Below are 24,925 nucleotides of genomic sequence, written 5' to 3'. Positions count from 1 at the left end.
AGCCCGCGAGTGTCGCCCAATGCGGTGCAGCAAAGCTACGGGAGCGCGTGGCGGACGGCATCGCGGCGGCGCGCCCTGCACGACGGCGCGGTCAGGGCAGGCCGTTGCGCCCGTGCGCCAGGAACCCGGGACGCGCCGACAGCCGCTCGTGGTACGCCTCCACCGCCGTCAGCGTCGGGCGCGGCATCGGCGTGGCCATCCAGCGCTGGGTGGCCAGGCCGAGCACGATGTCGGCCAGGGTGAAGTCCGCGCCCGCCGCATAGGCGCCGGTGCGCTGCAGCTGCGCGTCGAGAATGCCCATGTGCCGGTGCCAGTCCGCCGTGCTGCGCGCGATCGCCGTGGCGTCGCGATGGTCGGGGCTGTCGCGCACCAATGCCATGAACGCGTAGCGCCAGGCGTTGTTCAATTCGGTGGCCTGCCAGTCCATCCATTGCTCGACGTGGGCGCGACCCTGCGCGGCGGCCGGCAGCAGGTCGCTGCGCCCCTGGCGCGCCGCCAGGTAGCGGCAGATGCTGTTGGACTCCCACAGCACGAAGTCGCCGTCGCGCAGCACCGGGACCAGCGCGTTCGGATTCAACGCACGGAACGCCGGCGTGTCCACCGCGGCGAAGCCGGCGCCATAGGGCAGCTGTTCGATCGCCAGGTCCAGTTCCGCGCACAGCCACAGCACCTTGCGCACGTTGATCGAGGACGACTTGCCGTACAGGGTGAGCATGCGGTCGGGCCGAGTGTGGGGCGGCCGAGCGTGCACCAGCGCGGCATCGTGCGCAATGCGTCGCGCTCGCCAGCAGCGCGCACGCTCAGCGCGACATGCTGGTCAGGGCGTGGCCGACGCGCGGCCGTGGCGCAGCTGCTGCGACGCGGCCGGCTACACTGGCGGCATGCAAACCGATCCCCATTTCCTGATCCTGGCCGGCCTGCTGTGCGCGGTCATCGTGCTGTTGCTGGCGCTGCTGTTGCGCCGGAACAATCCCGCGGCGCTGGAACAGGCCCTGCGCGAGGAACAGCGCAGCGGCCGCGGCGAACTGCGCGAGCAGCTCGACAGCCTGGCGCGGCAGCAGGACGCGCGCAGCGAGGGCTTCGCCCGCCATCTGGCCGACCTGTCCACCCGCACCGACCAGCGCCTGGACCTGCTGCGCGAGGCGCTGACTGAGGACGCGCGCCGCGGCCGGGTCGAGGCCGGCGAGGCGCAGCAGCGCGTGGCCGAACTGCTCAACCAGCGCCTGCTCGAAATGCGCGGCCAGCTCGACGCGTTCGGTCAGCAGCAGGACGCGCGCATGCTGCACTTCGGCCAGCAACAGAGCGAGCTGATCGCGCGCATCGACGCGCACCTGACCGGATTGCGCGAAACCCTGGTCGAGGATGCGCGCCGCGGGCGTCTGGAAGGCGCCGAATCGCAGCAGCGCTTCGCCGACGCGCTCGGCCAGCGGCTCAACGAACTGATCCAGCGCAACGAGCAGCGCATCGGTGAGATGCGCGCCACCCTGGAAGAGCGGCTGAAGGAACTGCAGGCCGACAACGCGGCCAAGCTCGAGCAGATGCGCGGCACCGTCGACGAGAAGCTGCAGACCACGCTCAACACGCGCCTGGATGCGTCGTTCAAGCTGGTCTCCGAGCGGCTCGAGCAGGTCCAGCGCGGGCTGGGCGAAATGCAGCAGCTGGCCACCGGCGTCGGCGACCTCAAGCGCGTGCTGAGCAACGTCAAGAACCGCGGCGGCTGGGGCGAGGTGCAGCTGGAGAACATCCTCGAGCAGACCCTGACCCAGGAGCAGTACGCGCGCGGCGTGAAGGTGCGCCCGGAGCGCAACGAGATGGTCGATTTCGCGGTGCGCCTGCCCGGCCGCGGCCACGAGGACACGCCGGTGTGGCTGCCGATCGACGCCAAGTTCCCGCGCGAGGACTACGAGCGGCTGCTCGACGCGCAGGAACAGGGCGATCCGGACCTGGTGCTGACGATGGGCGCGCAACTGGAACGCGCGATCCGGGTGCAGGCCAAGTCGATCAGCGACAAGTACATCGCGCCGCCGCACACCACCGACTTCGCGGTGATGTTCCTGCCCACCGAAGGCCTGTACGCCGAAACCCTGCGCCGGCCCGGCTTGGCCGACCTGCTGCAGCGCGAGCACCGCATCGTCATCGCCGGCCCCACCACCGTCACTGCGTTGCTCAACAGCCTGCAGATGGGCTTTCGCACGCTGGCCATCGAGAAGCGTTCCAGCGAAGTGTGGGGCGTGCTGGCGGCGGTCAAGAGCGAGTTCGGCAAGTTCGCCGGCATCCTGGAAAAGGCCGAAAAGCAGATCAGCACCGTCGGCAAGAGCCTGGGCGATGCCAGCCGCAAGACCCGCACCATCGAGCGCCGCCTGCGCGGGGTGGAGACGTTGGCCGATGCGCAGCTGGCGCCGCTGCTCGATCTGGAACTGCCGATCGCCGATCCGGATCCGGACGAGGATGCCGCGCGCGACGAACAGGAGTGAGCGCATCGCGCACGGTCCTGCATCCGCCGCAACGCGCGCGCTGCGATACTGAGCATCGCAACCCTGTCCGAATGGAGACGCCGATGTCGATGCGCTGGTCCACCCTGTTGTCCTGCCTGCTGCTGGCCGCCTGCGCCAGCGGCCCGACCCCGCATGCCACGCCCGCAGCGCAGTCCGGCAGCGATGGCGCCGAGGCGGCGCCGGACGCTGCGGCGTGCACCGCGCAGGGCGGCAGCCTGCGTCCGCTCGGCCGGCGCGGCCTGCTCAAATGCGTGGTTCCGTTCGCCGACGCCGGCAAGACCTGTAGCGACAGCGGCCAGTGCCGCGGCGATTGCCTGGCGGTGACGCCGGTGCCGACCGGCACCGCCGCCCAGGGCGTGTGCCAGCGCGACATCAGCGAGAATTTCGGCTGCCGGCAGCAAGTGCAGGGCGGCGTGGGCGCTTCGCAGATCTGCGTCGACTGAACCCGTCGCGCCATGGCCGCGGCGTGGTCATGCGCCTATGCTTGCGCTCCCACCCGTTGTTAGGAGCCGCGCATGCACCAGTCGATCCAGGACATCCCGCTGACCACCATCGAAGGCCAGCCCGCGTCGCTGGCCGAGCATCGCGGCAAGGTGCTGCTGCTGGTCAACGTCGCCTCCAAGTGCGGGCTGACCAAGCAGTACGAAGGGCTGGAGGCGCTGTACCGCGAAAAGCAGGCCGACGGGCTGGAAGTGCTCGGTTTTCCCGCCAATGACTTCAAGGGCCAGGAGCCGGGCAGCGAGGCGGAGATCCAGCAGTTCTGCCAGCTCACCTACGACGTGACATTCCCGATGTTCGCCAAGATCGCGGTCACCGGAGAGGCGACGCATCCGCTGTACCGCGCGCTGATCGATGCGCAGCCGCACACCGAGGGCGAGGGCCCGATGCGCGAGAAGCTGCTCGGCTACGGCATCGAGCCCAACCCGGCGCCGGGCGTGCTGTGGAACTTCGAGAAGTTCCTGGTCGGCCGCGACGGCCAGGTCGTCGGCCGCTTCGCGCCGGACGTGACGGCCGAGGATCCGCGCCTGCGCACGGCGATCGAGGCGGCGCTGGCGTAAACGGCCTGCGGCGTTCGCTGCCGCAAGGCCATGCCTGGCTATCCGGATGCGCTGTTTTGGCTCCGGGTGGCTCGGCCATCGGACCCGAGGAGCCATCGCACCCCTTGCGGTTCCGGCTCCGCTCGTCGCGGCTGAAGCCGCTCCCACAGTAGTCACGCAGCTGGCGCTCGTCGCTGATCCAGGCGGCGGACGCGCGCGCCTGCCATTGCGGATTGTGCTGCGTCGCGAGTGCATGCAGCTCGCGGCGTCGCCTTTGCTGTCGCTTCGGCTTCGGCTTTGGCTTGGCTTTGGCTGTTGCTTTTGACTTACCGGGTTCCCTTCCGCAGCGGCGGATGGACCGGGGAAAAACCCCGAAGGGGCGGCGCACATGGATGTGCGCCGTTCGCGGCAGGGGCAGGATGCCCCTTCCGCGAATCCCCGGTGCATCCGCGGACCCGGAGCGCGCAGCGCGGAGGGCGCGTAGGCAGGGCGCGCTTTCTTTTGGTTACTTTTCTTTGCGCGAGCAAAGAAAAGTGACTCGCCGCAAGGCGAAAGCTTTGCCTTTGCCGTTGTCTTGGTTCTGGCACTCAAATTTGAAGCTTTGAAGCTTTGGAGCAAGAGCAACAGCTTCCGCTGGCGCGGGTCACTTTTCTTTGCTTGTGCAAAGAAAAGTAACCAAAAGAAAGCACACCCCGCAGCGCGCCTTCCGCGCTTCGCGCTCCAGGTCCGCAGTCCCAACGGGCATTTTTCGACGGCACATCCATGTGCCGGCGAAAAACGGCGCGCATCCTGCGCGCCGCCCTTCGGGTATTCGCCCGCCGGGCCTGCCGCGCTGAGGGGGCCCGGTAAATCAAAAGCTAAGCAACAGCAGGAGCGACAGCAGGAGCAACGGCAAGAACAACGGCAAGAGCAACGCAAGAGCAACGGCAATAGCAACGGCAATAGCAACGGCAATAGCAACGGCAATAGCGAAGCCTGCTGCGTGCACGGCATGCATGGCATCCGCGATGCCGCCGGGCGTCCTGCGCCGCAAATCGCGCCGCAATGCTCTCTCACGATCGCGATGCCCCCACAGCGGGATGGCAGAAGGATTCAGCCACAAAAAAACCCGGCCGAAGCCGGGTTTTTTCGTATCGCCGCGAGCGCGCCAGCCTCAGCGGCTGCCGCCGCGCCACTCCGGGATCGGCATCGCGTCCACCGGCACGGTCGGATTGGTCTCTTCCTCGCGCAGATAGTCGGGCAGATCGTTGTCCTGGCGCTTGTGCGTGTGCAGGTCGCCTTCGATCTGGTAGCTGCGGCGCTGCATCCACGCGTCGCGGGTCAGCTGGTACTCGTCGGGCGCCTCGTCGCGCAGGCTGTCCAGCGACAGCAGCTGCGCGCGAGTGTCCACCAACTGCAGGCCCTGCAGGCCGATGCGCACCGTGTCTTCCTCGATCTGCCGCAACGGCGACAGCGGCGCGTCGCCGGCCAGGCCGAAGACGTCGCGGACCGTGCGCGGCCCGAACAGCGGCAGCTCCACGTAGCGCGAGCGGCGCCAGCCCCAGGCGCCGAGCGTCTGGCCGAAGTCCTCGCTGCGCCGCGGCAGCTTGGCGTCGCTGGCCGGGTCGAAGATGCCGGCGATGCCCAGCGTGCTGTTCATCAGGAACCGGCCCAGGGTCTGTCCGGCCTGCAACGGCCGGCCCTGCAGCAGCTGGTTGACCATGGTCAGCGGCGAACTGAGGTTGTCGAAGAAGTTGGTCACGCCCAGCCGCACCGGCCGCGGCACCACGTTGACGTAGGCGCGCGCCAGCGGCCGCGCCACTGCGCGGTCGACCACGTTGTTGAAGGTGTGGACCTTGCGGTTGAACTTCTCCCACGGGTCGAAACTCTGCGGCACGGCGACGCCGGCCGGCAGCGTCGGGTCGGCGACCGGGTTGTACGGGTCGCTGCCGTACAGCGCGGCATAGTCGTCCTCGGCCGCGGTCTCGGCGCCGCCGGTCGGCGGTGTGCCCGCAGCAGCGGCCATCGCCTCGCCGGCGGCGGGTGCCTGTGCCGCCTGGGCTTCGGCGGCGGCCTGCGTCGCGGCCTCGGCGGCGCGCGCGTCATCGGCGGCAGCCGTGTCGGCGGGCATCGCCTCGGGGGTGGCCACGGCCGCTTGCGGCGGCGGTGGCGTGCGTTTGGGAGCGCCGGCACAGGCGCCCAGGGCGGCGACCAGGGCCAGGGAAGTGAGAATACGCAGCACGTTCATGGGATCAGCTCGCCGCCGGGGGAGATTGGAAATCCAGGGTCGAGGCCAGCCGGTAGGCGGCACTCAATTCGGTCAGGCCGGCCGGGGCGCCGTGGATGGCGACCTCGGCCTGGCCCTGCGCACGCAGGCGTGCGGCCAGTTCGGCGAGCAGCGCCAGGCCGGCGCTGTCCACCCGCGATACCTCGCGCAGATCCAGCGCGCGCGCGCCGGCCAGCAGCGGCAGCGCCGCCGGCCACAACGCGGTGGCGGCGGCGCGGTCGAGCACGCCGCTCAGCGCGAGCGTGTCGCCGTCGCGACGCAGGCGTGGCTCACTTCTTGTCACTGCTGCTCGCCGGTGCGACCTGCAGCGCGCCGTTGCGCAGGTCGGCCGCGACCTGCGGGATCGACTTGGTGCGCAGCGGGGTGTCGAACTGGTTGCGGAAGGTCTGCACGTACGACACGCCTTCCACCATCACGTCGAAGATCTTCCAGTTGCCGCCGGTATTGCGCACCAGGTAGTCGACCGGGATCGGGTCGCCGCCGCTGCGCAGCAGTTCGGTGGAGACCTTGGCGCCGCGACCGCCCGGCAGCGGGGTTTCCGACTTCACCCGTACCTGCGGCTTGCCTTCGAAGGTCAGCAGCGAGGTGCCGTAGCGCTGCATCAGGTTGTCGGCCATCGCATCGGCGAACAGCTTGACGTCGGCATCGGAGGCGCCGCGGCCGTGCACGCCGAGCACCAGGCGCGCGGCATAGTCGCGGTCGAAGGACTTGTTCATCTCGCTGTCGATGAACTGCTTGAGCGCGGCGTTGTTGCTCTTGAACTCGGCGCGGCGCTGTTCCAGCGTGGCCAGGATGCGGGTGCTGTTGTCGAGCACGACCTTGCTGGCCGAACCCTGCTGGGCGGCGGCGGCGCCGGCGGGCGCGGCCTGCGCCAGCGCGACGGCGGGGGCGGCGACGGCCAGCGCAGCGGCGAGAGCGGCGGAGAGCAGTTTATTGGTCATGGCTTGGGTTCCGTTTCCGTAGAGGGAGTGGGGCTGTTCGCGGAGGATGCGGCAGCGGGTGTCGCGCCGGTGTTACTTCCGCCGCTGCCGCCGCCGAACATGTACTTGCCGACCAACTGGATCAGGTCCACCGCCGGCTGGGTGAAGGCGATCTCCTGGCCCGGCTTGAGCGTGTCCGGATCGCCGCCGGGCTGCAGCCCGACATAGCTTTCGCCGAGCAGGCCGCTGGTCAGGATACCGGCCGAGGTGTCGGCCGGCAGGTCCTTGTAGCGGTCGTCGATGGCCAGGGTCACCACCGAGTCGAACTTGGCCGGGTCCAGCTCGATCTTGGCCACCTGGCCGATGATCACCCCGCCGATCTTCACCGGCGCCTGCTGGCGCAGCTGGCCGATCTGCGAGAACCGGGCGGTCAGCTCGTAGCGGCCGCCGCCGAACCCCCACTGGCGGTTGGTGGAGGCGAGCGCCAGCACCAGCAGCGAGGCCAGGCCCAGCAGCAGAAAGGCGCCGACGGCGAACTCGAGACGGGGACCACGGATAGCCATAACGTGTCTACCTTGTTGATTCATCCGGGCCGCGGCGACAGTGCCGGGGCCGTTAAAGCGGTGACCCGCCGGCGACGGCGGGCCTCGGTGCGGCGTGCGGTTCCTACTGGAACAGCAGCGCCGACAACACGAAATTGAACATCAGCACCAGCAGCGAGGCGTTCACCACCGCGCGGGTGGTGGCCACCGAGGTGCCCTCGATGGTCGGCTCGGCATGGAAACCGACGTACGAGGCGACCAGCGCCGCGGTACCGCCGAACACCGCCGACTTCAGCATCGCCACGCCGAAGTCGTCCCAGAAATCCACGCTGCTCGACAGCGCCGACCAGAACGTGCCCTTGTCCAGGCCCAGCACGTGCACGGCCTCGAAGTAGCTGGCGCTGATCGCCAGCGAGCAGAAGATGCCGGTCAGCAGCGGCACGGTCAGCACCGCCGCCCAGAAGCGCGGCGCCACCGCCTTGGCCACCGGGTCGATCGCCATCAGCTCCAGTGCCTTGATCTGGTCGGTGGCGCGCATCAGGCCCAGTTCGGCGGCAATCGAGCTGCCGGCGCGGCCGATGAACAGCAGCGCGGTCAGCACCGGCGCCAGCTCGCGGTACAGCGACAGCCCCAGCAGCGTGGACAGGGCGTCGGAGGCGCCGTAGGTCTGCAGCGTGCGGTAGCCCTGCAGGGTCAGCACCAGGCCGACGAAGGCGCCGCCGACGGCGATGATCGGCAGCGAGCGCGCGCCGACCTTGTAGATCTCGCGGACCAGCTCGGCCAGGAAATCGCGGGTCGGCAGCGAGCCGCGCAGCACGGTGATCGAGAACAGCCCGGCACGGCCGAGCGCGCGGATCGAGGCGACGGCGCCCATCAGGCGGCGCTCCGCGCACGCGCCGGCGCATCGAACGGGATCGGACCGTCCGGGCGGCCGTGCAGGAACTGCTGCAGCAGCGGGTCGGCGCTGGCCTGCAGCGCGTCCGGGGTCCCAGCGAAGACCACGCCGCCGTTGGCGATGGCCACCGCCTGGTCGCAGATCGGCAGGGTCTCGTGGACGTGGTGGCTGACGATGATGCTGGTCAGGCCGAGGGTGTCGTTGAGGCGCTGGATCAGGCTCATGATCACCCCGGAGGCGATCGGGTCCAGCCCGGTCAGCGGTTCGTCGTAGATCATCAGCGGCGGGTCAAGGGCCAGCGCGCGGGCCAGCGCCACGCGCCGCGCCATGCCGCCGGACAGTTCGCGCGGCCATGCATCGGCGACGGCGAGCAGGCCCACCGCATGCAGCTTCAGCGCCACCAGCCGTTGCAGCACCGGTTCGGGCAGGCGGGTGTGGGCGCGCAGCGGCAGCGCCACGTTCTCGGCCACGCTCAGGTCGGTCAGCAGGCCGTTGCCCTGCAGCAGCACGCCGATGCTCTTGCGCGTCTCGCGCAGCGCGCGGCTGCCGTGCGGCAGCGGCTGGCCGAACACCTCGACCGTGCCGGCGACCGGGACCAGCTCGCCGGTCAGCGCCGCCAGCAGCGTCGACTTGCCGCTGCCCGACGGGCCGAGCACCGCGGTGATGCTGCCGCGCGGCACCGCCAGCGAGACGTCGCGCAGGATCGCGCGGCCGCCGCGGTCGATGCGCACGCCGGACAGCTGCACCAAGTTGGATTCGGGAGACGCCATCGCGGCCTTTAACGAAAAATCAACACAGGATTGAGCCAGTCCGCTGAACTTAACCGAACTGGGCCGTGCAGTATTGTCGCATCCGTGAAGCCCGCGTGCGCGTGGTCCGGGGACGCCGTACATGCAACAGCGTGTCTTGGGTCTGGGCCGGCCGGTTCCATGCCGGGCTTCGGCAGATGCTCCGAGGCGCTGCGCTTTACGCCGCCATGCCGGTCCTGCGATGCAATGCGGTGGCGCGCGCAGCCACTGTAGCGTGACGGCGCCCGATCTGTCGGCGCTGCGCCGCGCCGGCCTTGTGCGCGCTGCCGCGGACCGCCACGATGCGCGAGGCGATGGCGCCGCGACAGGGAGTCGTACATGGAATTGCTGACGTTGGAACATTTCGCCGGAAGCGTGAACGAGACGTTCGCGGCGGAGTTGAACGAGGGCGAGATCTCCTTCGTGCTGGTCGAGGCGCGGCCCTTGCCGATCAAGACCCCCGCGCAGCGCGCGCCGTTCTCGCTGCTGTTCCGCAATACCTCCTCGTTCCTGTTCCCGCAACAGATCTACCGCATGCGCCATGCGCGCCTGGGCGAAGTGGGGATCTTCCTGGTGCCGGTGGCGCGCGAGCGCGAGGGCTTCCTGTACCAGGCCGTGTTCAACTGAGCGCCGGCGCCGCGCAGGCGGCGCGCCAGTGCATCTGCAGGTGGGTTTCGCTGGCGTCGCCGGCGAGGAAGCCCAGCCGCGCGTACAGCCGCTGTGCGGCGGGATTGGCATGCATCACATGCAGCGACAGCGGGCATCCGGCCGCGGCCGCCAGCGCTTGCGCGTGCGCGACCAGCGCGGTGCCCACGCCCTGCCCGCGCCAGACCGGCAGCAGGCTGATGTCGACCAGCACGTGTTGCGCCGCGCCGCGCTGCAGGTAGAGCCTGCCCAGCGGCGCCTGCGCGGTTTCCACGATCAGGAAGTCGGCGTCGGCGAAGTGGCTTACATAGTGCGCATGCTGCAGCGCGAACTGCTGATCGAGGAACGCGCGCTTGGCAGCGTCCGGCCATGGGATAGCGGCCAGCTCCGCGTTGCGGGTGCTGGCGTACAGGTCGCGCAGCCAGGGCAGGTCGGCTTCGCGTGCGGCGCGCAGGCCGATGCCGCGCGCGCGCAATATGCCCGGCTGGGCGACGGGCTCGCGTCCAGCCGGAAAAGTCGGCGCCGGCGTACCGGCGGCGGCGGACATGCGGGTCGCCTCAGTCGAACGATGGGTAGACACCCGACAGCGCGATGCAGAAGTTCACCGCCAGGTAGGGCTGCTGGTTCTCGTGCGCCAGGCCGTTGCCGGTGGGCAGCAGCGCCGCCGGCGAGAATTGGGCCTCGGGCTGCGCCACCGTCGCGAACGGACGCGCCGCAGCGCTGCCCAGCGACGACAGCGCCGCGCCGTTGGCGGGGGTCCCGGTTCTCTTGGCCGGGTCCGGTTGCGAGAACGCGGTGATGCCGTGCTGGTGCGGCGGGATCTGCGTGGTCGACAGGCTCACTCCGGCCGAGCCGAAGCTGTCGCCGCGCTGCCGGCTACTCAATCCCGGCCCCTGGCCCTGTTCGCAGCTGGCACGCCCGCAGAAATTCGGCAGCTGGAACGTCGTGCTGCCGTTGCCGCCGTAGGCCGTGCCGAGCAGCGAGTACAGCGTGGTGTTCTGCTGCACCGGCAGCATGGCACCGTTGCACAGCGCCCAGCCGACGGGATTGAAGTCGAAGCCGAACAGCTGGATTTCGCCGATATAGGGTTCGGTCATGAACGCGGTCCTCCGGTGGAACGGGCAGGCACCACGGCGAGCGCGGCGCGGCGAATGGGGTCAGCTCTGCTGCGGAAAGATGCCGGCGGTGGAGATGCAGTACTGCACCGTCAACGTGGGCATGACGTTGTCGTGCGGCAGGCTGCCGCCCGTGATCGTGGTCGACTGCGTCGCCATTGGCAACGCAACGACGCCGCTGATGTCGGTCGCATAGAACATGTCGCCGGCGACCGTGCCGGGCAGCAGGCCGGTCGGTGCGGTGGCAGTGGCGGCGGCGGTCGTGGCCACCAGCGTATGCGTGTGCGCGGGCATCTGCAGGCCGGTCAGCGTGACCGTCTCGGTGCCAGAGGTTTGCGCGATGACATAGTTGCTCAGGCCCGGTCCCTGTCCCTGATGCAGCGGCAAGCGCCCACGCAGGTCCGGGACCGCGAACGTGTTCTGCCCATCGCCGCCGTAGGTGGTACCGATCAGCATGAACAGGACTTCGTATTCGGAGATCGACAACAGGCTGCCGTCGCACGCCTGCCAGTTCTGCGGGGTGCGGCCGAAGCCGAACATGCGGATCTCGCCGATGAAGGGAGTTGCCATGGTGTCCTTCCTGGTCGATGGTGGCGCTGCGCGCCATCGGCGCGCGGATGGAGGGCTCAGCTGCGCGAGGGGAAGATGCCGTTAAGCGCGATGCAGAAATTGATCGTGGTGTACGGCTGCAGGTTCGGATGCGGCTGGCTGCCGCCGGCCGGACCCACCGTCGCCGGATTCATCGCCACCAGCGTCCCGGGCGCCCCATACAACGCGGTGGCCGGACCGGTGGTGCTGGCGTTGTTGGCGAACGAGCGGCCAGAGGGATTGCGGTTGTTGCCCGTGGTGTTCGAACACTCCAGAAAATGATTGTGCGCGGGCAGATTGCTTGGCAGCAGCGAGACGTTCTCGGCGCCGGCGCTCTGGCCCATCGGCAGCGGCGACGGTTGCCAGGCCGGATCGGCAGATGGCGAGAAGCCGACCGGGGTGCGCCCACGCATGTCCGGCAGCGCGAAGGTGGTGCTGCCATTGCCGCCGAAACGGGTGCCGAGCAGGCTGAAAAGCACCTGGTTCTGGTTGATTGGCAGCACCTGCCCGTTGCACTGCGCAAAATACTTGGGCGCGAAAACGAAGCCGGTCATCATGATCTGACCAACGAAGAACTCGCTCATGCGGATCTCCCCCCGAATGGTTTGACGCCGACATCGTGCCTGGCGCAAGCGCACTTAAACACGTCCCTTGCGCGAAACAAGCTTTGATAATGCTGAACTAGACAGTTTCAGTGCATTTGTTGCTTTACGAATATGTGAATTTACTGTTCAAATGCCGCTGCAGCGTGGAGGGGAATACGCCTTTTAAAGCCTATAACCATGCTGTCCGAGGCACCAGGAGCGTTGCCGGCGCCAGTGGGATGGCGTGATCTTCCGGGGAAATGGAATATGTCTACGAATTGCACCGTTGCGCACGCAAGTGCGCGTGCCTTTGTGCGCTTGCCGCTGATTTTTGCGCTGCTGTTGCTGACGATGTCGTATTCCGGCCTGGCCGCCGCAGCGGCCTCGCAGTACTGCCCGACCGTAAGCAGGACCGTTGTGCAGGGCAACTCCGTCGTCATCGACGTCAGCAATTGCGACGGGCCGTCTGATCTCGGACTCGGTGAGGACAGTAGTCAGCCAACAAACGGCACCAGCGTGCTTAGTGGCCTCGGCGCAGGTGGGGCGCAGACCGTCACCTATACCCACAACGGCAATGCGGCAACGTCCGACAGCTTCTATTACTTCGACGGAGACGGCGACACCATCACCTTCAACATCACCATCACCCCAGCGCTATCGGCCAGCATCGCGGTCGCGCCGGCCAGCCGCAACGAAGACAGCGGCGCGGCCTTCACCTACACGGTGACGCTGAGCCAGACCAGCAATTCGGCGACGACGGTCAACATCGCCTCCAGCGGCACCGCCACCAGCGGGGGGGACTACAACGGCGCGGTGGGCAGCGTCGTGATTCCGGCCAATACCACCACCGCCACGTTCCCCATCACGCCGATCGCCGACGGCACCGTCGAAGCGGACGAGACGGTGATCATGAGCGTGGTCAGCGGCAGCGGTTACGGCATCGGCAGCCCGTCCGCGGCGACCGCGACCATCCTCGACGACGACGTGCCCAGCGCGTCGATCGCGGTGGCCCCGGCCAGCGTGTCCGAGGACGGCGCCACCAACCTGGTCTACACCGTCACGCTCGACCAGGCCCCGGTGAACGCGACGTCGGTCGCCTTCAGCGTCGGCGGCAGCGCCACGTCCGGCGCCGATTACGCGGCCGTGAGCTCGCCGCTGGTGATCGGCGCCGGCCAGACCATCGGCACCATCACCATCAATCCGACCGCCGACGGCACCGTCGAACCCGACGAAACCGTGGTGATCAGCCTGGCCGCGGGCAGCGGCTACAGCGTGGGTTCGCCCGATAGCGCCACCGGCACCATCGCCAACGACGATGTGCCCTCGCTGAGCATCAACAATGTGAGCCTCAACGAAGGCGATGCCGGCACCAGCAACGCGACCTTTACCGTCTCGCTGAGCCAGCCGGCCGGCGCCGGCGGCGTCAGCTTCGACATCGCCACGGCCGATGGCTCCGCCACTGCGGGCGTGGACTACGTCGCCTCGAGCCTGACCGGGCAGACCATCCCCGCCGGCAGCAGCAGCGGCACCTTCACCGTGCTGATCAACGGCGACTCGCTCAACGAAGCCAACGAGAACTTCTTCGTCAACGTCAGCAACGTCAGCGGCGCCAGCGTCAGCGACCCCCAGGGCCAGGGCACCATCGTCAACGACGATGCGCAGCCGACGCTGTCGATCGACGATGTCAGCGTCAACGAAGGCAACAGCGGCACCACCACGGCCACCTTCACGGTGAGCCTGAGCGCGGCCAGCGGCCAGACCGTATCGGTCGACTACGCCAGCGCCGACGGCACCGCCACCGCCGGCAGCGACTATGTCGCGCGCGTCGGTACGCTGACCTTCGCGCCGGGGACCACCGCGCAAGGCGTGGCGATCACCGTCAACGGCGATACCGCGGTCGAGCCGAACGAGACCTTCAGCGTCGATTTGTCCGGCGCCAGCAACGCGGGCATCGCCCGCGCCACCGGCACCGGCACCATCACCAACGACGATGCGGTGGTGACTGTCGGTCCGGCGTCGCTGCCATCGGCGACGGCGGGCACCGCCTACAGCCAGAACCTGAGTGCCAGCGGCGGCACCGCGCCTTACTCCTTCGTGATCAGCGCGGGAGCATTGCCGGCCGGATTGACCTTGAGCGCCGCCGGCGTGCTGTCCGGCACGCCGACCGCCAGCGGCAGCTTCAACTTCACCGCGACCGCCACCGACAGCGGCGGCAGCCCCACCAGCGGCAACCGCGCCTACGCGCTGGTCGTGGCCAGCCCGACGCTCACCCTGCCGGCCACCACCCTGGCGGGCGGTACTGCCGGCCAGGCGTACACGGCCGCCATCAACCCGGCGACCGGCGGCATCGCGCCGTACACCTATACGCTCAGCGCCGGCGCATTGCCGGCCGGCGTCACGGTCAACAGCGCGACCGGTGCACTCAGCGGCACGCCGACCGTGGCCGGCAATTTCAACTTCAGCCTGACCGCGACCGACAGCACCACCGGCAGCGCCGGGCAGGCGAGCCAGAGCTACAGCCTGAGCATCGTGTCGCCGACGCTGAGCATAGCGCCGCCGACGCTGCCGACCGGTACGGCCGGCAGCGCCTATAGCCAGACGCTGAGTGCGAGCGGCGGCACCGCGCCGTACAGCTACGCGGTCAGCGCCGGCGCGTTGCCGACCGGGCTGAGCCTGGCGGCCGGTGGCGCGCTGGCGGGCACCCCGACGGTTGCCGGTAGCTTCGCCTTCACCGTGACCGTCACCGACGCAGGCAGCTTCACTGCGGCGCAGGCGTACACGCTGTCGATCGCCGCGCCGACGCTGAGCGTCGCGCCGCCGACATTGCCGTCAGGCACGGTCGGCAACGCCTACAGCCAGACCCTGAGCGCCAGTGGCGGCACCGCGCCGTACAGCTACGCGGTCAGCGCCGGCACCTTGCCGGCCGGTCTGACCCTGGCCGCGGGCGGCGCGCTCTCGGGCACCCCGACCGCCATCGCCAGTTCTACCTTCACCGTGACTGTCACCGACGCGCACGGCTTCACCGCGGCACAGGCCTACACCGTGGCGATCGCCGCGGCGGTGCCGGCACCGGTGGCGGTGGACGATACCGGCGCAACGCTGGTCGAGACGGCGCTGACCCTGGCGGTGACCGGCAACGACACCGGCAGCATCGACACGATCGCGGTGACGACGGCGCCGACCCACGGCACCGCGGTGGTGAACGGCGTGCAGCTGATATACACGCCGGCCGCCGGCTATGTCGGCGCCGACACCCTGAGCTATACCGCCACCGGCGCTGGCGGCACCTCGGCGCCGGCCACGGTCACCATCACCGTCAATGCGCGTCCTGTCGCGGCGTCGGCGACGATGCAGGCGGTGTCCGGCGAAGCGCAGACGGTGGATCTGACCCGCAACGCGACCGGTGGGCCGTTCGTGGCTGCCGCGCTGGTGGCGATCATGCCGGCCAATGCCGGCACCGCGACCATTACCCGCAGCGGCGGCGCGGCGGCGACTGGTGTTCCGACCGCAGCCGCGGCCGATGGCCCCAGCTTCATCATGACCTTCACCCCGAACCCGGCGTTCTCCGGCCAGGCCACGGTGCGCTTCACGCTGTCCAACGCCTATGCGACGTCGGCCGAAGCGGCCATCGTGTTCGTGGTCGCGCCGCGTCCGGATCCGACCCTGGATGCGGAAGTGCGCGGGCTGATCGACGCGCAGGCCGAGTCGACCCGGCGTTTCGCCAAGGCGCAGATCGACAACTTCCAGCGCCGGCTGGAGGCGACCCACCGCGGCGATCGCAGCTTCGACAACAGCCTGAGCTTCCAGGCCAGCTCGCACTGCCGCCAGGCCGAGCGCGGGGTGACGGCGCAGCCGTGCAGCCAGCCGACCTGGGATGCGGATACGGCGATGGACGCCGGCGATCCGGCGGCCACGCGCACGCCGACCGCCAGGACCGCGGTCGACGGCGACCTCGGCCTGTGGGTGGGCGGTGCGATCCGCTCCGGCAGCCTGGACAAGCAGGCGCAGCGCGCCGGGGTGGACTTCCAGTCCGACGGCCTGAGCATGGGTGCCGACTACCGGGCGTCGGACTGGCTGGCGCTGGGCGCGGGCCTGGGCTGGGGCCGCGACGACAGCGACGTCGGCAGGAACGGCAGCCGCAGCAAGGCCACCGCGTACACGCTGGCGTTGTATGCCAGCGTCCATCCTGGGCAGCACTTCTTCTTCGACACCCTGGTCGGCTACCAGCTGCTGTCCTACGACCTGCGCCGCTACGTGACCGACAACGGCGAACTGGCCGAAGGCGGCCGCGACGGCAGCCAGTGGATCGCATCGGTGTCCACCGGCGCCGACCTGCAGCGCGGCGACTGGCAGATCACCCCGTATGCGCGGGTGGACATGGCCCGCGCCACGCTGGACGCCTACAGCGAAGCGGCGATGGCGCCGTACGCGCTGCACTACGCGGACATGGACGTGTCCACCACCACCGGCAACCTCGGCCTGCGCCTGGAGTGGCGGCGCGAGATGTCCTGGGGCCAGTTCACCCCGCAGCTGCGCGTGGAATACCAGCGCGACTTCCAGGGCCGCGGCGACGCCACGCTGAGCTACGCCGACCTGAGCGGCGGCCCGCTGTACCGCACCGGGCTGAGCGTGTTCGACCGCAATCGGCTGATGCTGGGGCTGGGCGCGGTGTTCACCACCGAACAGGGCCTGTCCACCCGCGTCGAATACCGCGGCGTGACCGACGGCGACAGCGGCAGCGACCAGACCTGGATGTTCAACGTCGAGAAGAAGTACTGACGCGATAAGCCCCTCTCCCGTCGAGAGAGGGTTGGGGTGAGGGTCCGGCGCGAAGCGTCTCGCGGAGTTTGGGTACACGAGGCTGCGCCCGTACCCTCATCCGCCCCTGCGGGGCACCTTCTCCCGATGGGAGAAGGAAGAAGCCAAGCCCCTCTCCCACCGGGAGAGGGGTTGGGGTGAGGGTCCGGCGCGAAGCGTCTCGCTGGGTTTGGGAGCACGAGGCTGCGCGCGTACCCGCATCCGCCCCTTCGGGGCACCTTCCCCCGAAAGGGGGCCATGGTCCCGATGGGAGAAGGGAACAGCCGGTAGCCCCTCTCCCGCCGGGAGAGGGGTTGGGGTGAGGGTACGGCGCGAAGCGACTCGCTGATCTGGAATGCACGAGGCTGCGCCCGTACCCTCATCCGCCCCTTCGGGGCACCTTCTCCCGACGGGAGAAGGGAACAGCCGCACTGCCACAACTGCCCCGGCAGACCGACCGGCACCGCGCAACGCCACCGCACGCGCGCATCCGGCACAATGCCGCACGCATGCACGCCACCTCCGCGCCCGACTTCCGCCTGTATCCGTCCAATGCGCTGGATACCCTGGCCGCCCTGCTCGCCGAGGAGCTGCGCCGGCCGGTGCCGGAACAGCCGCTGCTGACGCCGGAAGTGGTGCTGATCCCGCAGGTGGCGATGCGCCGCTGGCTGCAGTCCACGCTGGCCGCTGCGCACGGCGTCGCCGCGAACCTGGAATTCCTGACCCCCGGCGAATTCGTCGCGCGCGCGCTGGAGGCCAATCTCGGTCCGGCCGCCGACGATCTGGACATGGCCACCACCCAGTGGCGGCTGTACGCGGCGTTGCAGGCCGATCTCGGCAGCGATGCGGCCCTCGCCCCGCTGGCCGGCTACCTGGCCGACGGCGATGCGCTCAAGCCCTGGGCGCTGGCCGGCGAGCTGGGCAACGTGTTCGAGAAGTACCAGGCCTGGCGCCGCGACTGGCTGCTGCGCTGGGAAGGCGGCGCCGACGCGGACGACCCGCAGGCGCGGCTGTGGCGCAGGATCGCCAGCGGCCGCCAGTACCGCGCGCGTCGCATCGGCCAATACCTGGACCGCTACGCGCGCCCCGACGGCCCGTTGCCGCAAGGACTGCCGCGGCGGCTGTTCGCCTTCGCCATCCTCAACGTCTCCCCGGACGTGCTGCGCGTGCTCGCCACCCAGGCGCGCGTGGGCACCCTGCACTTCTACCTGCCCACGCCGACCCAGGGCTATTGGGGCGACCTGCAGACGCTGTGGCAGCGCCGCCGCCAGGACGGGGCGGTGGAATTGTTCGCCGAGCAGGTGCAGGAGAATCCGCTGCTGCAGGCCTGGGGTGCGGCGGGGCGCGACTTCATGGCGCTGGTCGGCGACTACGAAGTGGTGCATCCGCTGGCCGAGATCGCGGTCTACGCCGACCCGCTGGCCTCCGGCGCACGCGCGCTCGCCGACGGCGGCCTCGGCGACAGCCTGCTGCGGCGCATGCAGAGCGACCTGTTCCACCGCCGCGCGCCGGCCGTGCCGCCGCCGTTGCCGGCGGTCGACCTGGCCGATCCGAGCCTGCAGGTGCACGCCTGCCACACCCGCCTGCGCGAACTGCAGGTGCTGCACGATCAGCTGCGCGCCTTGCTCGACGACCCCCGCTTCGATCCGCCGCTGCAGCCGCGCGAGATCGCGGTGCTGTCGCCGGACATCGACCCGTACGTGCCATACCTGGACGCGGTGTTCGGCGGCCACGGCAGCGACGGCGCGCTGCCCTACGCGCTGGCCGACGCCAGTCCGCTGGCCAGCGAGCCGCTGGCCGAGGTGTTCCTGACCCTGCTCGGCCTGCCGCTGTCGCGCTTCGGCCTGCACGAGATCCTCGACCTGCTGGCCAGCGCGCCAATCGCCGAGGCGGCCGGGCTGGACGAAACCGGATTGGAACGCCTGCGCGGCTGGCTGCACGCCGCCGGCGCGCGCTGGGGCCTGGACGCGGCGCACCGGCACCAGCACCAGGCGCCTGGCGACGATGCCTATACCTGGCGCTTTGCGCTGGACCGGCTGCTGCTAGGCCACGCCAGCGGTGCCGAGGACGACATCGCCGGCGTGGCGCCATGGCCGCAGCTGGAAGGCAGCGCGCTGCTGGCGCTGGACACGCTGCTGCGGCTGCTGCGGGTGCTGGACCGCCACCAGGCCATGCTGGCCGACCCGATGACACCCGCCGACTGGCGCGAATGCCTGCTCGGCCTGCTCGACGCGCTGATCCCGCAGGCGCCATCAGCGCCGCGCGCGCAGCGCGCGCTGGAACGGTTGCGCACGCTGATCGACCAGTTCGCGCGCGACGCCGCGCGCGCCGACTACGCCGGCAAGGTGCCGGCCGAGGTGGTGCGCGCGCACTTCGCCGCGGTGCTGGGCGAATCGGACACGCGCGCGCCGCTGCTCACCGGCGGCATCAGTTTCGGCCGCATGGTGCCGATGCGCCTGCTGCCGTTCCGCGCGATCTGCCTGCTCGGCATGAACGACGGCGACTTCCCGCGCCGCGACCCGGCCGCCGGCCTCAATCGCCTCACCGCCGACCTGGGCAGCGAGCGCCGCCGCCACGGCGACCGCTCCACCCGCGAGGACGACCGCTTCCTGTTCCTGCAGCTGTTCGCCTCGGCGCAGGACGTGTTCTACCTCAGCTACCTGGGCGCCGATGCGCGCGATGGCACGCCGCGCGAGCCGTCGGTGCTGGTCAGCGAACTGCTGGCCAGCGCCGCGCAGTACCACACCGCTCCCAAGGCCATCGACGCGCTGGTCGTGCGCCATCCGCTGCAGCCGTTCGCCGCCGCCGCGTTCGGCGCGCTCGGCGAAGACGGCGCCGACCCGCGCCGCTTCAGCTACCGCCGGCAATGGCGGCCGGCGGTGGACAGCCTGGCCGGGCAGCGCCAGCCGCTGGCGCCATGGGTCGCGGGCGCGTTGCCGGCGGACGCCATCGCGCTGCCGGCAAGCCTGTCGATCGACGACCTGCGCCGGCTGTTCGCCGATCCGGCCGGGCAGTTCCTGCGCCATCGGCTGGGCATGCGCCTGCCCGATCCGGCCGGCGAGGACAGCGACCTGGAGCCGCTGCTGGCGCCGAGCGGCGGGCTGGACCAGTACGGCCTACAGCAACAGGTGCTGGAGGCGGTGCTCGCCGGCGCCGCCGATGGCCTGTACGAGCGCCTGCGCGCGCGCGCGCTGCTGCCGTCAGGCCCGCTCGGCCGGCGCCTGCTCGACGAGCGCCTGCGCCAGCTGCGCCCGTACGCTGAAGCGTTCGCGCAGTGGCGCGGCGACGCGCCGGCACGCTCGCAGCGGCTGCAGGTGCGGATCGACGACATCGACCTGCACGGCCGCCTGCCGGGTTGGTACGCCAACGGCGTGGGCCGCGTGCAGGTCGGCGCGGTCAGCGGCCGCGCGGCGATCCGCCACGGCCTGGAGTGGCTGCTGCTGCGCGCCGCCGGCGAGCGCGCCGACTACGTGCGCTTCTTCGAGGACGACGACAGCCTCGGCCCGCATCCGATGGACGCCAACGCGGCCGAACCGCTGTCGCAGGCACAGGCGCAGGCGGCGCTCGCCGAGCTGCTGCGGCTGTACCGGCAGGGCCTGCAGGCGCCGCTGGCGTTCGCCCCGTACAGCAGCTGGAAATACCACCAGGCCGCGCGCGACGACGACCTCGACAAGGCGATCAAGGACGCCGCCGCGCAGTGGCAGGCCAGCTTCGGCTGGAGCGAAGCGACGAGCCCGGAACTGCGCCTGGTGCACCGCGGCCGCGATCCGTTCGCCGATGCGCAGCGCTTCGCCGAATTCGCCGCCACCAGCCACCGGCTGTATGCGCTGCTCGAACGCGGCGACGCCGGCGGCGCGCTGGATCCGGCGCGGCTGGCGGAGAGCTGGCGGCAGTGGCGCGGCGCGCAGGAGGACGCCGAATGAGCGGACCGCTCGCCGCCGACCCGTACCTGACTCTGCCCCTGCACGGCGTGCGCCTGATCGAGGCCAGCGCCGGCACCGGCAAGACCTTCACTCTGGCCACGCTGTTCACCCGGCTGGTGGTCGAGCGCCGCTTGCGCGTCGGCCAGATCCTCGCCGTCACCTTCACCGAGGCCGCCACCCAGGAACTGCGCCGGCGCATCCGCGAGCGCCTGGCGCTCGCGGCGACGCTGGTGCCCGATGCAACGCCGGCTGCTTCTGTAGGAGCGGCTTCAGCCGCGACAGAGAGTTCGGATGACCTGTCGCCAACCGAGATCGCAAACGACCCGTCGCGGCTGAAGCCGCTCCTACAGGAATCCCCCGACGCCGTTCTCACCCGCGCCATCCTCGCCGCGCATCTGGCCGCCAGCGACGAAACCCCCGCCGCCCTGCGCCGCCGCCTGCAACAAGCGGTGGAGGAAATCGACCTCGCCGCGATCTTCACCATCCACGGCTTCTGCGCCCGCGTGCTGCGCGAGCACGCGCTGGAGAGCGGCCAGGCCTTCGCCGCGCCGGAACTGCTGGCCAACGACCGCGAACTGCTGGCCGAAGTCGCCGCCGACCTGTGGCGCCAGCGCGCCGCCGACGCGGCGATGGCCGAGGATCTGGTCGCGCTGTGGCCCGGCGGCCCCGAGGCACTGGCCAGCGACCTGCGCGAACTGGTGCGGCATCCGCAGCTGCTGCCGGCGGTCGCCACCACCGCCGACGATCCCGCCGCGTTGCTGCAGGCGGCGCAAGCGGCGGGCAGCGCATTGGCCGCGGCGTTCCAGGCCCATGGCGTTGCCTTCTTCGACGCCATCATGGCCGCGATCGACGGCGGCGTGCTGAGCAAGGTCAGCTACAAGCCCGACTGGCTGGCCGCGCTGTGGCATTGGTTCGACGGATTCGCCGCCGCGCCCACACAGGGCCTGCCGCCGCACCCCAAGCTGATCAAGCTGACCGCCGCGGAACTGGCCGCCGGCACCAACAAGAAATTCGTCGACCGCACCCCGGCCTCGCCGCTGAGCCATGCCATCGACGGCTATCTGGCCGCGCTGGCGCGCGTGGAGGAATGGCGCGGCCGGCGCCGCATCCGCCTGCTGCACGCGTTGCGCGACGATGCCGGCGCGCGCCTGGCCCTGCTCAAGCGCCAGCGCCGCGTGCAGACCTACGACGACCTGGTCGACGGCGTGGCGCGCGCGCTGCAAGGCCCGCAGGGCGAGGCGCTGGCGCAGCGGCTGCGTGCGCAGTACGCCATCGCGCTGGTGGACGAATTCCAGGACACCGATGCGCGGCAGTGGTCGATCTTCTCCAAGGTGTTCGGGTCCGCGGACGAAAACGGCGAGCGCAGCGTTTCGCACGGCGAGCACGACGCCGAACCGCTCGACCAGGCGCAAGCGCGCTTCCTTGCACTGATCGGCGATCCCAAGCAGGCCATCTACGGCTTCCGCGGCGGCGACGTGCAGACCTACCTGGCCGCGGCCGCCACCGCCGAACCGGCACCGCCGCTCGGGCACAATTTCCGCTCGCGTCCCGCGCTGCTGGCGGCGATCGAGGCGCTGTACGCGCAGGCCGGGCATGCGCAGGCGTTCCTGACCGAGGGCATCGCCTTCCACCCGGTGCAGCCGGGCACCAAGCGCAGCGATGCCGAACTGCAGCGCGACGGCGCCACCGCGCCAGCGCTGACCCTGTGGCGCGCGCCGGAGCCGCCGCCGCCGGACAAAGGAAAGCCCAAACCCTGGAGCGCCGGCCGCGCGCGCGCGCTGTGCACCGCCGCCTGCGTCGCCGCGATCCGCGACTGGCTCGCCGGCGGCCGCGCCGGCACCGCCAGCGTCGGCGGCCGTCCGGTGCAGGCCGGCGACATCGCGGTGCTGGTGCGCAGCCATGGCGAGGCCACCCGCATCCAGCAGGCGCTTGGCGCGGTCGGCATTCCCGCGGTGACCGCCGGCCGGCAGAGCCTGTTCGCCACCGACCAGGCGCTGGAACTGCTGACCCTGCTGCAGGCGCTGCTCGACCCGGGCGACGACAGCCGCCTGCGCGCGGCGCTGGCGACGGTGCTGATCGGCGAGGACGCCGCGGCGATCGCCGCGCTGGAACACGACGGCGATCGCCACCGGCGCTGGCAGCAACAGGCGCTGGACTGGCGCGAACGCTGGCAGCGCGGCGGCCCGCTGGCGCTGATCGGCGACCTCGGCGCCGCGCACGCGCAACGCCTGCTGGCGCTGCTCGACGGCGAGCGCCGGCTGACCAACTACCTGCAGCTGGCCGAGCTGCTGCAGGAAGCCGACACCCGCGCGCTCGGCCCGCACGGCCTGGTCGATTGGCTGGCGCGGCGCATCGCCAATGCCGACGATAGCGACGAGACCCAGCAGCTGCGCCTGGAATCGGACGCGCGCCGGGTGCAGATCGTGACCCTGCACAAGAGCAAGGGCCTGGAATATCCGCTGGTGTTCCTGCCCTACGTCGGCATCGGCCGCAACGACCGCGGCGCCGGTCGGCATTGCGCCGTGCATGCGCCGCCGCTCGGCCGCCAGCTGCACTGGAACACGTCGAAGTGGAGCGGCGGCAACGACGATCCGGCGTGGAGCGCGGCCGAGGCGGCGTGGAGGCAGGAACAGCGCGCCGAGGACGCGCGCCTGCTCTACGTCGGCCTGACCCGCGCCGAGCACGCGCTGTGGATCGCCACCGGCCCGTTCCACCAGCACGAGCGCACCGCGCTGGCGGCGATGGTCGCTGACCTGGATGCGTTGCAGACCGCCGCGGGCACAGGCGCGATCGCCATCGACACCACGCCGCCGCCGGCCAACCTGCCGCGCCTGCCGCCGGCCGCCGAGATCCAGGTGCCGCCAGCGCGCGTGCCGCAGCGGCACATCGCCCCGGACTGGTGGGTGTACAGCTTCACCCAGCTGGCCAATGCCGATGCCGGCGTCGCCGCCGACCCGATGGCCAGCGCCACCGTCGTCGGCAGCGGCGGCAGCGACGAACCGTCCACCAGCGAGGCCATTGCGACCACGCTGGACGTCGAAGCCTTCGATCGCCGCTTCGCCGGCAACCGCTTCGGCGTGGCGATGCACGACGTGTTCGAACGCTGCGACTTCGCCGCCTGGCGCGATTGGAGTCCCGGCCAGCCGGCACCGGACGGGCAGACCGCGGCCATCGTCGAAGCGCTGCAACGCGGCGGCTACGCCCAGGACGAACTGGACGACGGCGCGGCCATGCTCACCGCCCTGGTCGGCCATACCCTCACCGTCGCGCTGCCCGAAGGCACCCACCTGGCCGCGGTGCCCGAACCGCAACGCCGCAACGAAATGGAATTCCACTTCGCGATGCGGCCCACCCGTGTCGACGCGCTGCTGGCGCTGCTGCACCGCTTCGGCGTGGTCGGCGAACGCCAGGCCTTCGGCGCGCGCAAGCGCCTGGAAGGCCTGATGACCGGCCTGATCGACCTCACCTACCAGCACGACGGGCGCTGGTACGTGCTCGACTACAAGTCCAACCGCCTGCCCAGCTACGACGCCGACGCATTGGCGCGCGCGATGGCGCACAGCGAATACGAACTGCAGGCGCTGATCTACACCGTCGCGCTGCACCGCTGGCTGCGCTTCCGCCTGGGCGAAGCCTACGACTACGCCCGCGACTTCGGCGGCGTGCGCTATCTGTTCTGCCGCGGCCTGGACGCCACGCGCGACCCATCGCCAGGCGTGCACGCCTGGCGCTTCGACCCGGAGTTGGTCGAGTCCGTCGACGCCCTGTTCGCAGGCGCCCCGCTCGAGCCCCTCTCCCCCCGGGAGAGGGGTTGGGGTGAGGGTACGTCCGCCCACGGAGCCCCGACCCCGTGAACCAACCCAACCTCCTGACCGCCCTCCACAGCAGCGGCGCGCTAAGCACTCTGGATGACGCCTTCGACCCCACGCTCCTCGAAGCCGCCGACGCCCTGTCCGCCGGCGCCGCTTTGGAGCCCCTCTCCCCCTGGGAGAGGGGTTGGGGTGAGGGTACGTCCGCCCACGGAGCCCCCCACCCCGTGAACCAACCCAACCTCCTGACCGCCCTCCACAGCAGCGGCGCGCTAAGCACCCTGGATGACACCTTCGACCCCACGCTCCTCGAAGCCGCCGACGCCCTGTCCGCCGACGCCGCTTTGGAGCCCCTCTCCCCCCGGGAGAGGGGTTGGGGTGAGGGTACGTCCGCCCACGGAGCCCCCACCCCGTGAACCAACCCAACCTCCTGGCCGCTCTCCACAGCAGCGGCGCGCTAAGCACCCTGGACGACGCCTTCGACCCCACGCTCCTCGAAGCCGCCGACGCCCTGTCCGCCG

20 protein-coding genes are annotated in these 24,925 nt (G+C 70.6%); 8 read left to right on the top strand and 12 right to left on the bottom strand.

Annotated features, from left to right (window positions below; genetic code table 11):
- Positions 1-91: 91 nt before the first annotated feature.
- On the bottom strand, positions 92-715 hold the full coding sequence (locus tag NUG20_RS21455; protein ID WP_263396372.1) for a glutathione S-transferase family protein: 624 nt from the start codon (positions 713-715) through the stop codon (positions 92-94).
- A gap of 166 nt (positions 716-881) precedes the next feature.
- Between NUG20_RS21455 and rmuC the strand changes: the two genes are divergently transcribed.
- The 3 genes from rmuC to NUG20_RS21440 all read left to right on the top strand — a co-directional run bounded on the left by rmuC (position 882) and on the right by NUG20_RS21440 (position 3,553).
- Positions 882-2,474 (top strand): DNA recombination protein RmuC, encoded by a 1,593-nt coding sequence (gene rmuC / locus NUG20_RS21450; RefSeq protein WP_263396371.1) that lies wholly within the window; start codon positions 882-884, stop codon positions 2,472-2,474.
- Between the two features lie 83 nt (positions 2,475-2,557).
- A complete protein-coding gene (locus NUG20_RS21445) occupies positions 2,558-2,938 on the top strand; it encodes a hypothetical protein (RefSeq protein WP_263396370.1) in 381 nt (126 codons plus the stop codon).
- Between the two features lie 72 nt (positions 2,939-3,010).
- Positions 3,011-3,553, top strand: a complete 543-nt coding sequence (locus NUG20_RS21440) for a glutathione peroxidase (RefSeq protein WP_263396369.1) — start codon at positions 3,011-3,013, stop codon at positions 3,551-3,553.
- A gap of 829 nt (positions 3,554-4,382) precedes the next feature.
- Here NUG20_RS21440 and NUG20_RS21435 read toward each other — a convergent pair.
- From NUG20_RS21435 to NUG20_RS21405, 7 genes are all read right to left on the bottom strand, one after another.
- Positions 4,383-4,529 carry a hypothetical protein gene (locus NUG20_RS21435; RefSeq protein WP_263396368.1) on the bottom strand — a complete coding sequence of 49 codons (147 nt, stop codon included), beginning with the start codon at positions 4,527-4,529 and terminating at the stop codon, positions 4,383-4,385.
- Positions 4,530-4,685: 156 nt separating this feature from the next.
- Positions 4,686-5,759 carry an MlaA family lipoprotein gene (locus tag NUG20_RS21430; RefSeq protein WP_263396367.1) on the bottom strand — a complete coding sequence of 358 codons (1,074 nt, stop codon included), beginning with the start codon at positions 5,757-5,759 and terminating at the stop codon, positions 4,686-4,688.
- A 4-nt stretch (positions 5,760-5,763) separates the two neighbouring features.
- The gene (locus NUG20_RS21425) at positions 5,764-6,060 is read right to left on the bottom strand and encodes an STAS domain-containing protein (protein WP_263398573.1); all 297 of its coding nucleotides are present in this window, start codon (positions 6,058-6,060) and stop codon (positions 5,764-5,766) included.
- 7 nt (positions 6,061-6,067) lie between these two features.
- The gene (locus NUG20_RS21420; RefSeq protein ID WP_263396366.1) at positions 6,068-6,739 is read right to left on the bottom strand and encodes an MlaC/ttg2D family ABC transporter substrate-binding protein; all 672 of its coding nucleotides are present in this window, start codon (positions 6,737-6,739) and stop codon (positions 6,068-6,070) included.
- Complete coding sequence (gene mlaD, locus NUG20_RS21415) at positions 6,736-7,281, bottom strand: outer membrane lipid asymmetry maintenance protein MlaD (RefSeq protein WP_263111720.1); 546 nt, start codon at positions 7,279-7,281, stop codon at positions 6,736-6,738. The genes NUG20_RS21420 and mlaD overlap by 4 nt, the downstream gene beginning before the upstream one ends.
- Before the next feature lie 103 nt (positions 7,282-7,384).
- Complete coding sequence (locus tag NUG20_RS21410; protein ID WP_003466288.1) at positions 7,385-8,134, bottom strand: MlaE family lipid ABC transporter permease subunit; 750 nt, start codon at positions 8,132-8,134, stop codon at positions 7,385-7,387.
- On the bottom strand, positions 8,134-8,925 hold the full coding sequence (locus NUG20_RS21405) for an ABC transporter ATP-binding protein (RefSeq protein ID WP_263396365.1): 792 nt from the start codon (positions 8,923-8,925) through the stop codon (positions 8,134-8,136). The genes NUG20_RS21410 and NUG20_RS21405 overlap by 1 nt, the downstream gene beginning before the upstream one ends.
- A gap of 357 nt (positions 8,926-9,282) precedes the next feature.
- On the opposite strand from NUG20_RS21405, the gene NUG20_RS21400 reads away from it, so the two are divergent.
- The gene (locus NUG20_RS21400) at positions 9,283-9,570 is read left to right on the top strand and encodes a DUF6916 family protein (protein ID WP_263396364.1); all 288 of its coding nucleotides are present in this window, start codon (positions 9,283-9,285) and stop codon (positions 9,568-9,570) included.
- Here NUG20_RS21400 and NUG20_RS21395 read toward each other — a convergent pair.
- The 4 genes from NUG20_RS21395 to NUG20_RS21380 are packed head-to-tail and all read right to left on the bottom strand — an operon-like array spanning position 9,563 to position 11,875.
- Complete coding sequence (locus NUG20_RS21395; protein WP_263396363.1) at positions 9,563-10,135, bottom strand: GNAT family N-acetyltransferase; 573 nt, start codon at positions 10,133-10,135, stop codon at positions 9,563-9,565. The two genes, NUG20_RS21400 and NUG20_RS21395, sit on opposite strands and share 8 nt — an antisense overlap.
- Positions 10,136-10,145: 10 nt before the next feature.
- Positions 10,146-10,685: a phage tail protein gene (locus NUG20_RS21390; RefSeq protein ID WP_263396362.1), complete on the bottom strand. Its 540-nt coding sequence runs from the start codon at positions 10,683-10,685 to the stop codon at positions 10,146-10,148.
- Positions 10,686-10,745: 60 nt separating this feature from the next.
- Complete coding sequence (locus NUG20_RS21385; protein ID WP_185814758.1) at positions 10,746-11,273, bottom strand: phage tail protein; 528 nt, start codon at positions 11,271-11,273, stop codon at positions 10,746-10,748.
- Positions 11,274-11,329: 56 nt separating this feature from the next.
- Positions 11,330-11,875: a phage tail protein gene (locus tag NUG20_RS21380; protein ID WP_263396361.1), complete on the bottom strand. Its 546-nt coding sequence runs from the start codon at positions 11,873-11,875 to the stop codon at positions 11,330-11,332.
- Between the two features lie 312 nt (positions 11,876-12,187).
- Between NUG20_RS21380 and NUG20_RS21375 the strand changes: the two genes are divergently transcribed.
- From NUG20_RS21375 to NUG20_RS21360, 4 genes are all read left to right on the top strand, one after another.
- Entirely contained in the window at positions 12,188-16,654 is a 4,467-nt protein-coding gene (locus NUG20_RS21375) for a putative Ig domain-containing protein (RefSeq protein WP_263396360.1), read from the top strand.
- A gap of 527 nt (positions 16,655-17,181) precedes the next feature.
- On the top strand, positions 17,182-20,595 hold the full coding sequence (recC, locus tag NUG20_RS21370; RefSeq protein ID WP_263396359.1) for an exodeoxyribonuclease V subunit gamma: 3,414 nt from the start codon (positions 17,182-17,184) through the stop codon (positions 20,593-20,595).
- On the top strand, positions 20,592-24,449 hold the full coding sequence (gene recB / locus NUG20_RS21365) for an exodeoxyribonuclease V subunit beta (protein ID WP_263396358.1): 3,858 nt from the start codon (positions 20,592-20,594) through the stop codon (positions 24,447-24,449). Before recC ends, recB begins: the two co-directional genes overlap by 4 nt.
- Complete coding sequence (locus tag NUG20_RS21360; protein WP_263396357.1) at positions 24,446-24,820, top strand: hypothetical protein; 375 nt, start codon at positions 24,446-24,448, stop codon at positions 24,818-24,820. Before recB ends, NUG20_RS21360 begins: the two co-directional genes overlap by 4 nt.
- The last annotated feature ends 105 nt before the right edge of the window (positions 24,821-24,925 follow it).

Source organism: Xanthomonas sp. CFBP 8443, assembly GCF_025666195.1.
Classification (GTDB): domain Bacteria; phylum Pseudomonadota; class Gammaproteobacteria; order Xanthomonadales; family Xanthomonadaceae; genus Xanthomonas_A.
This window is presented reverse-complemented; position numbering and strand designations above follow the sequence as displayed.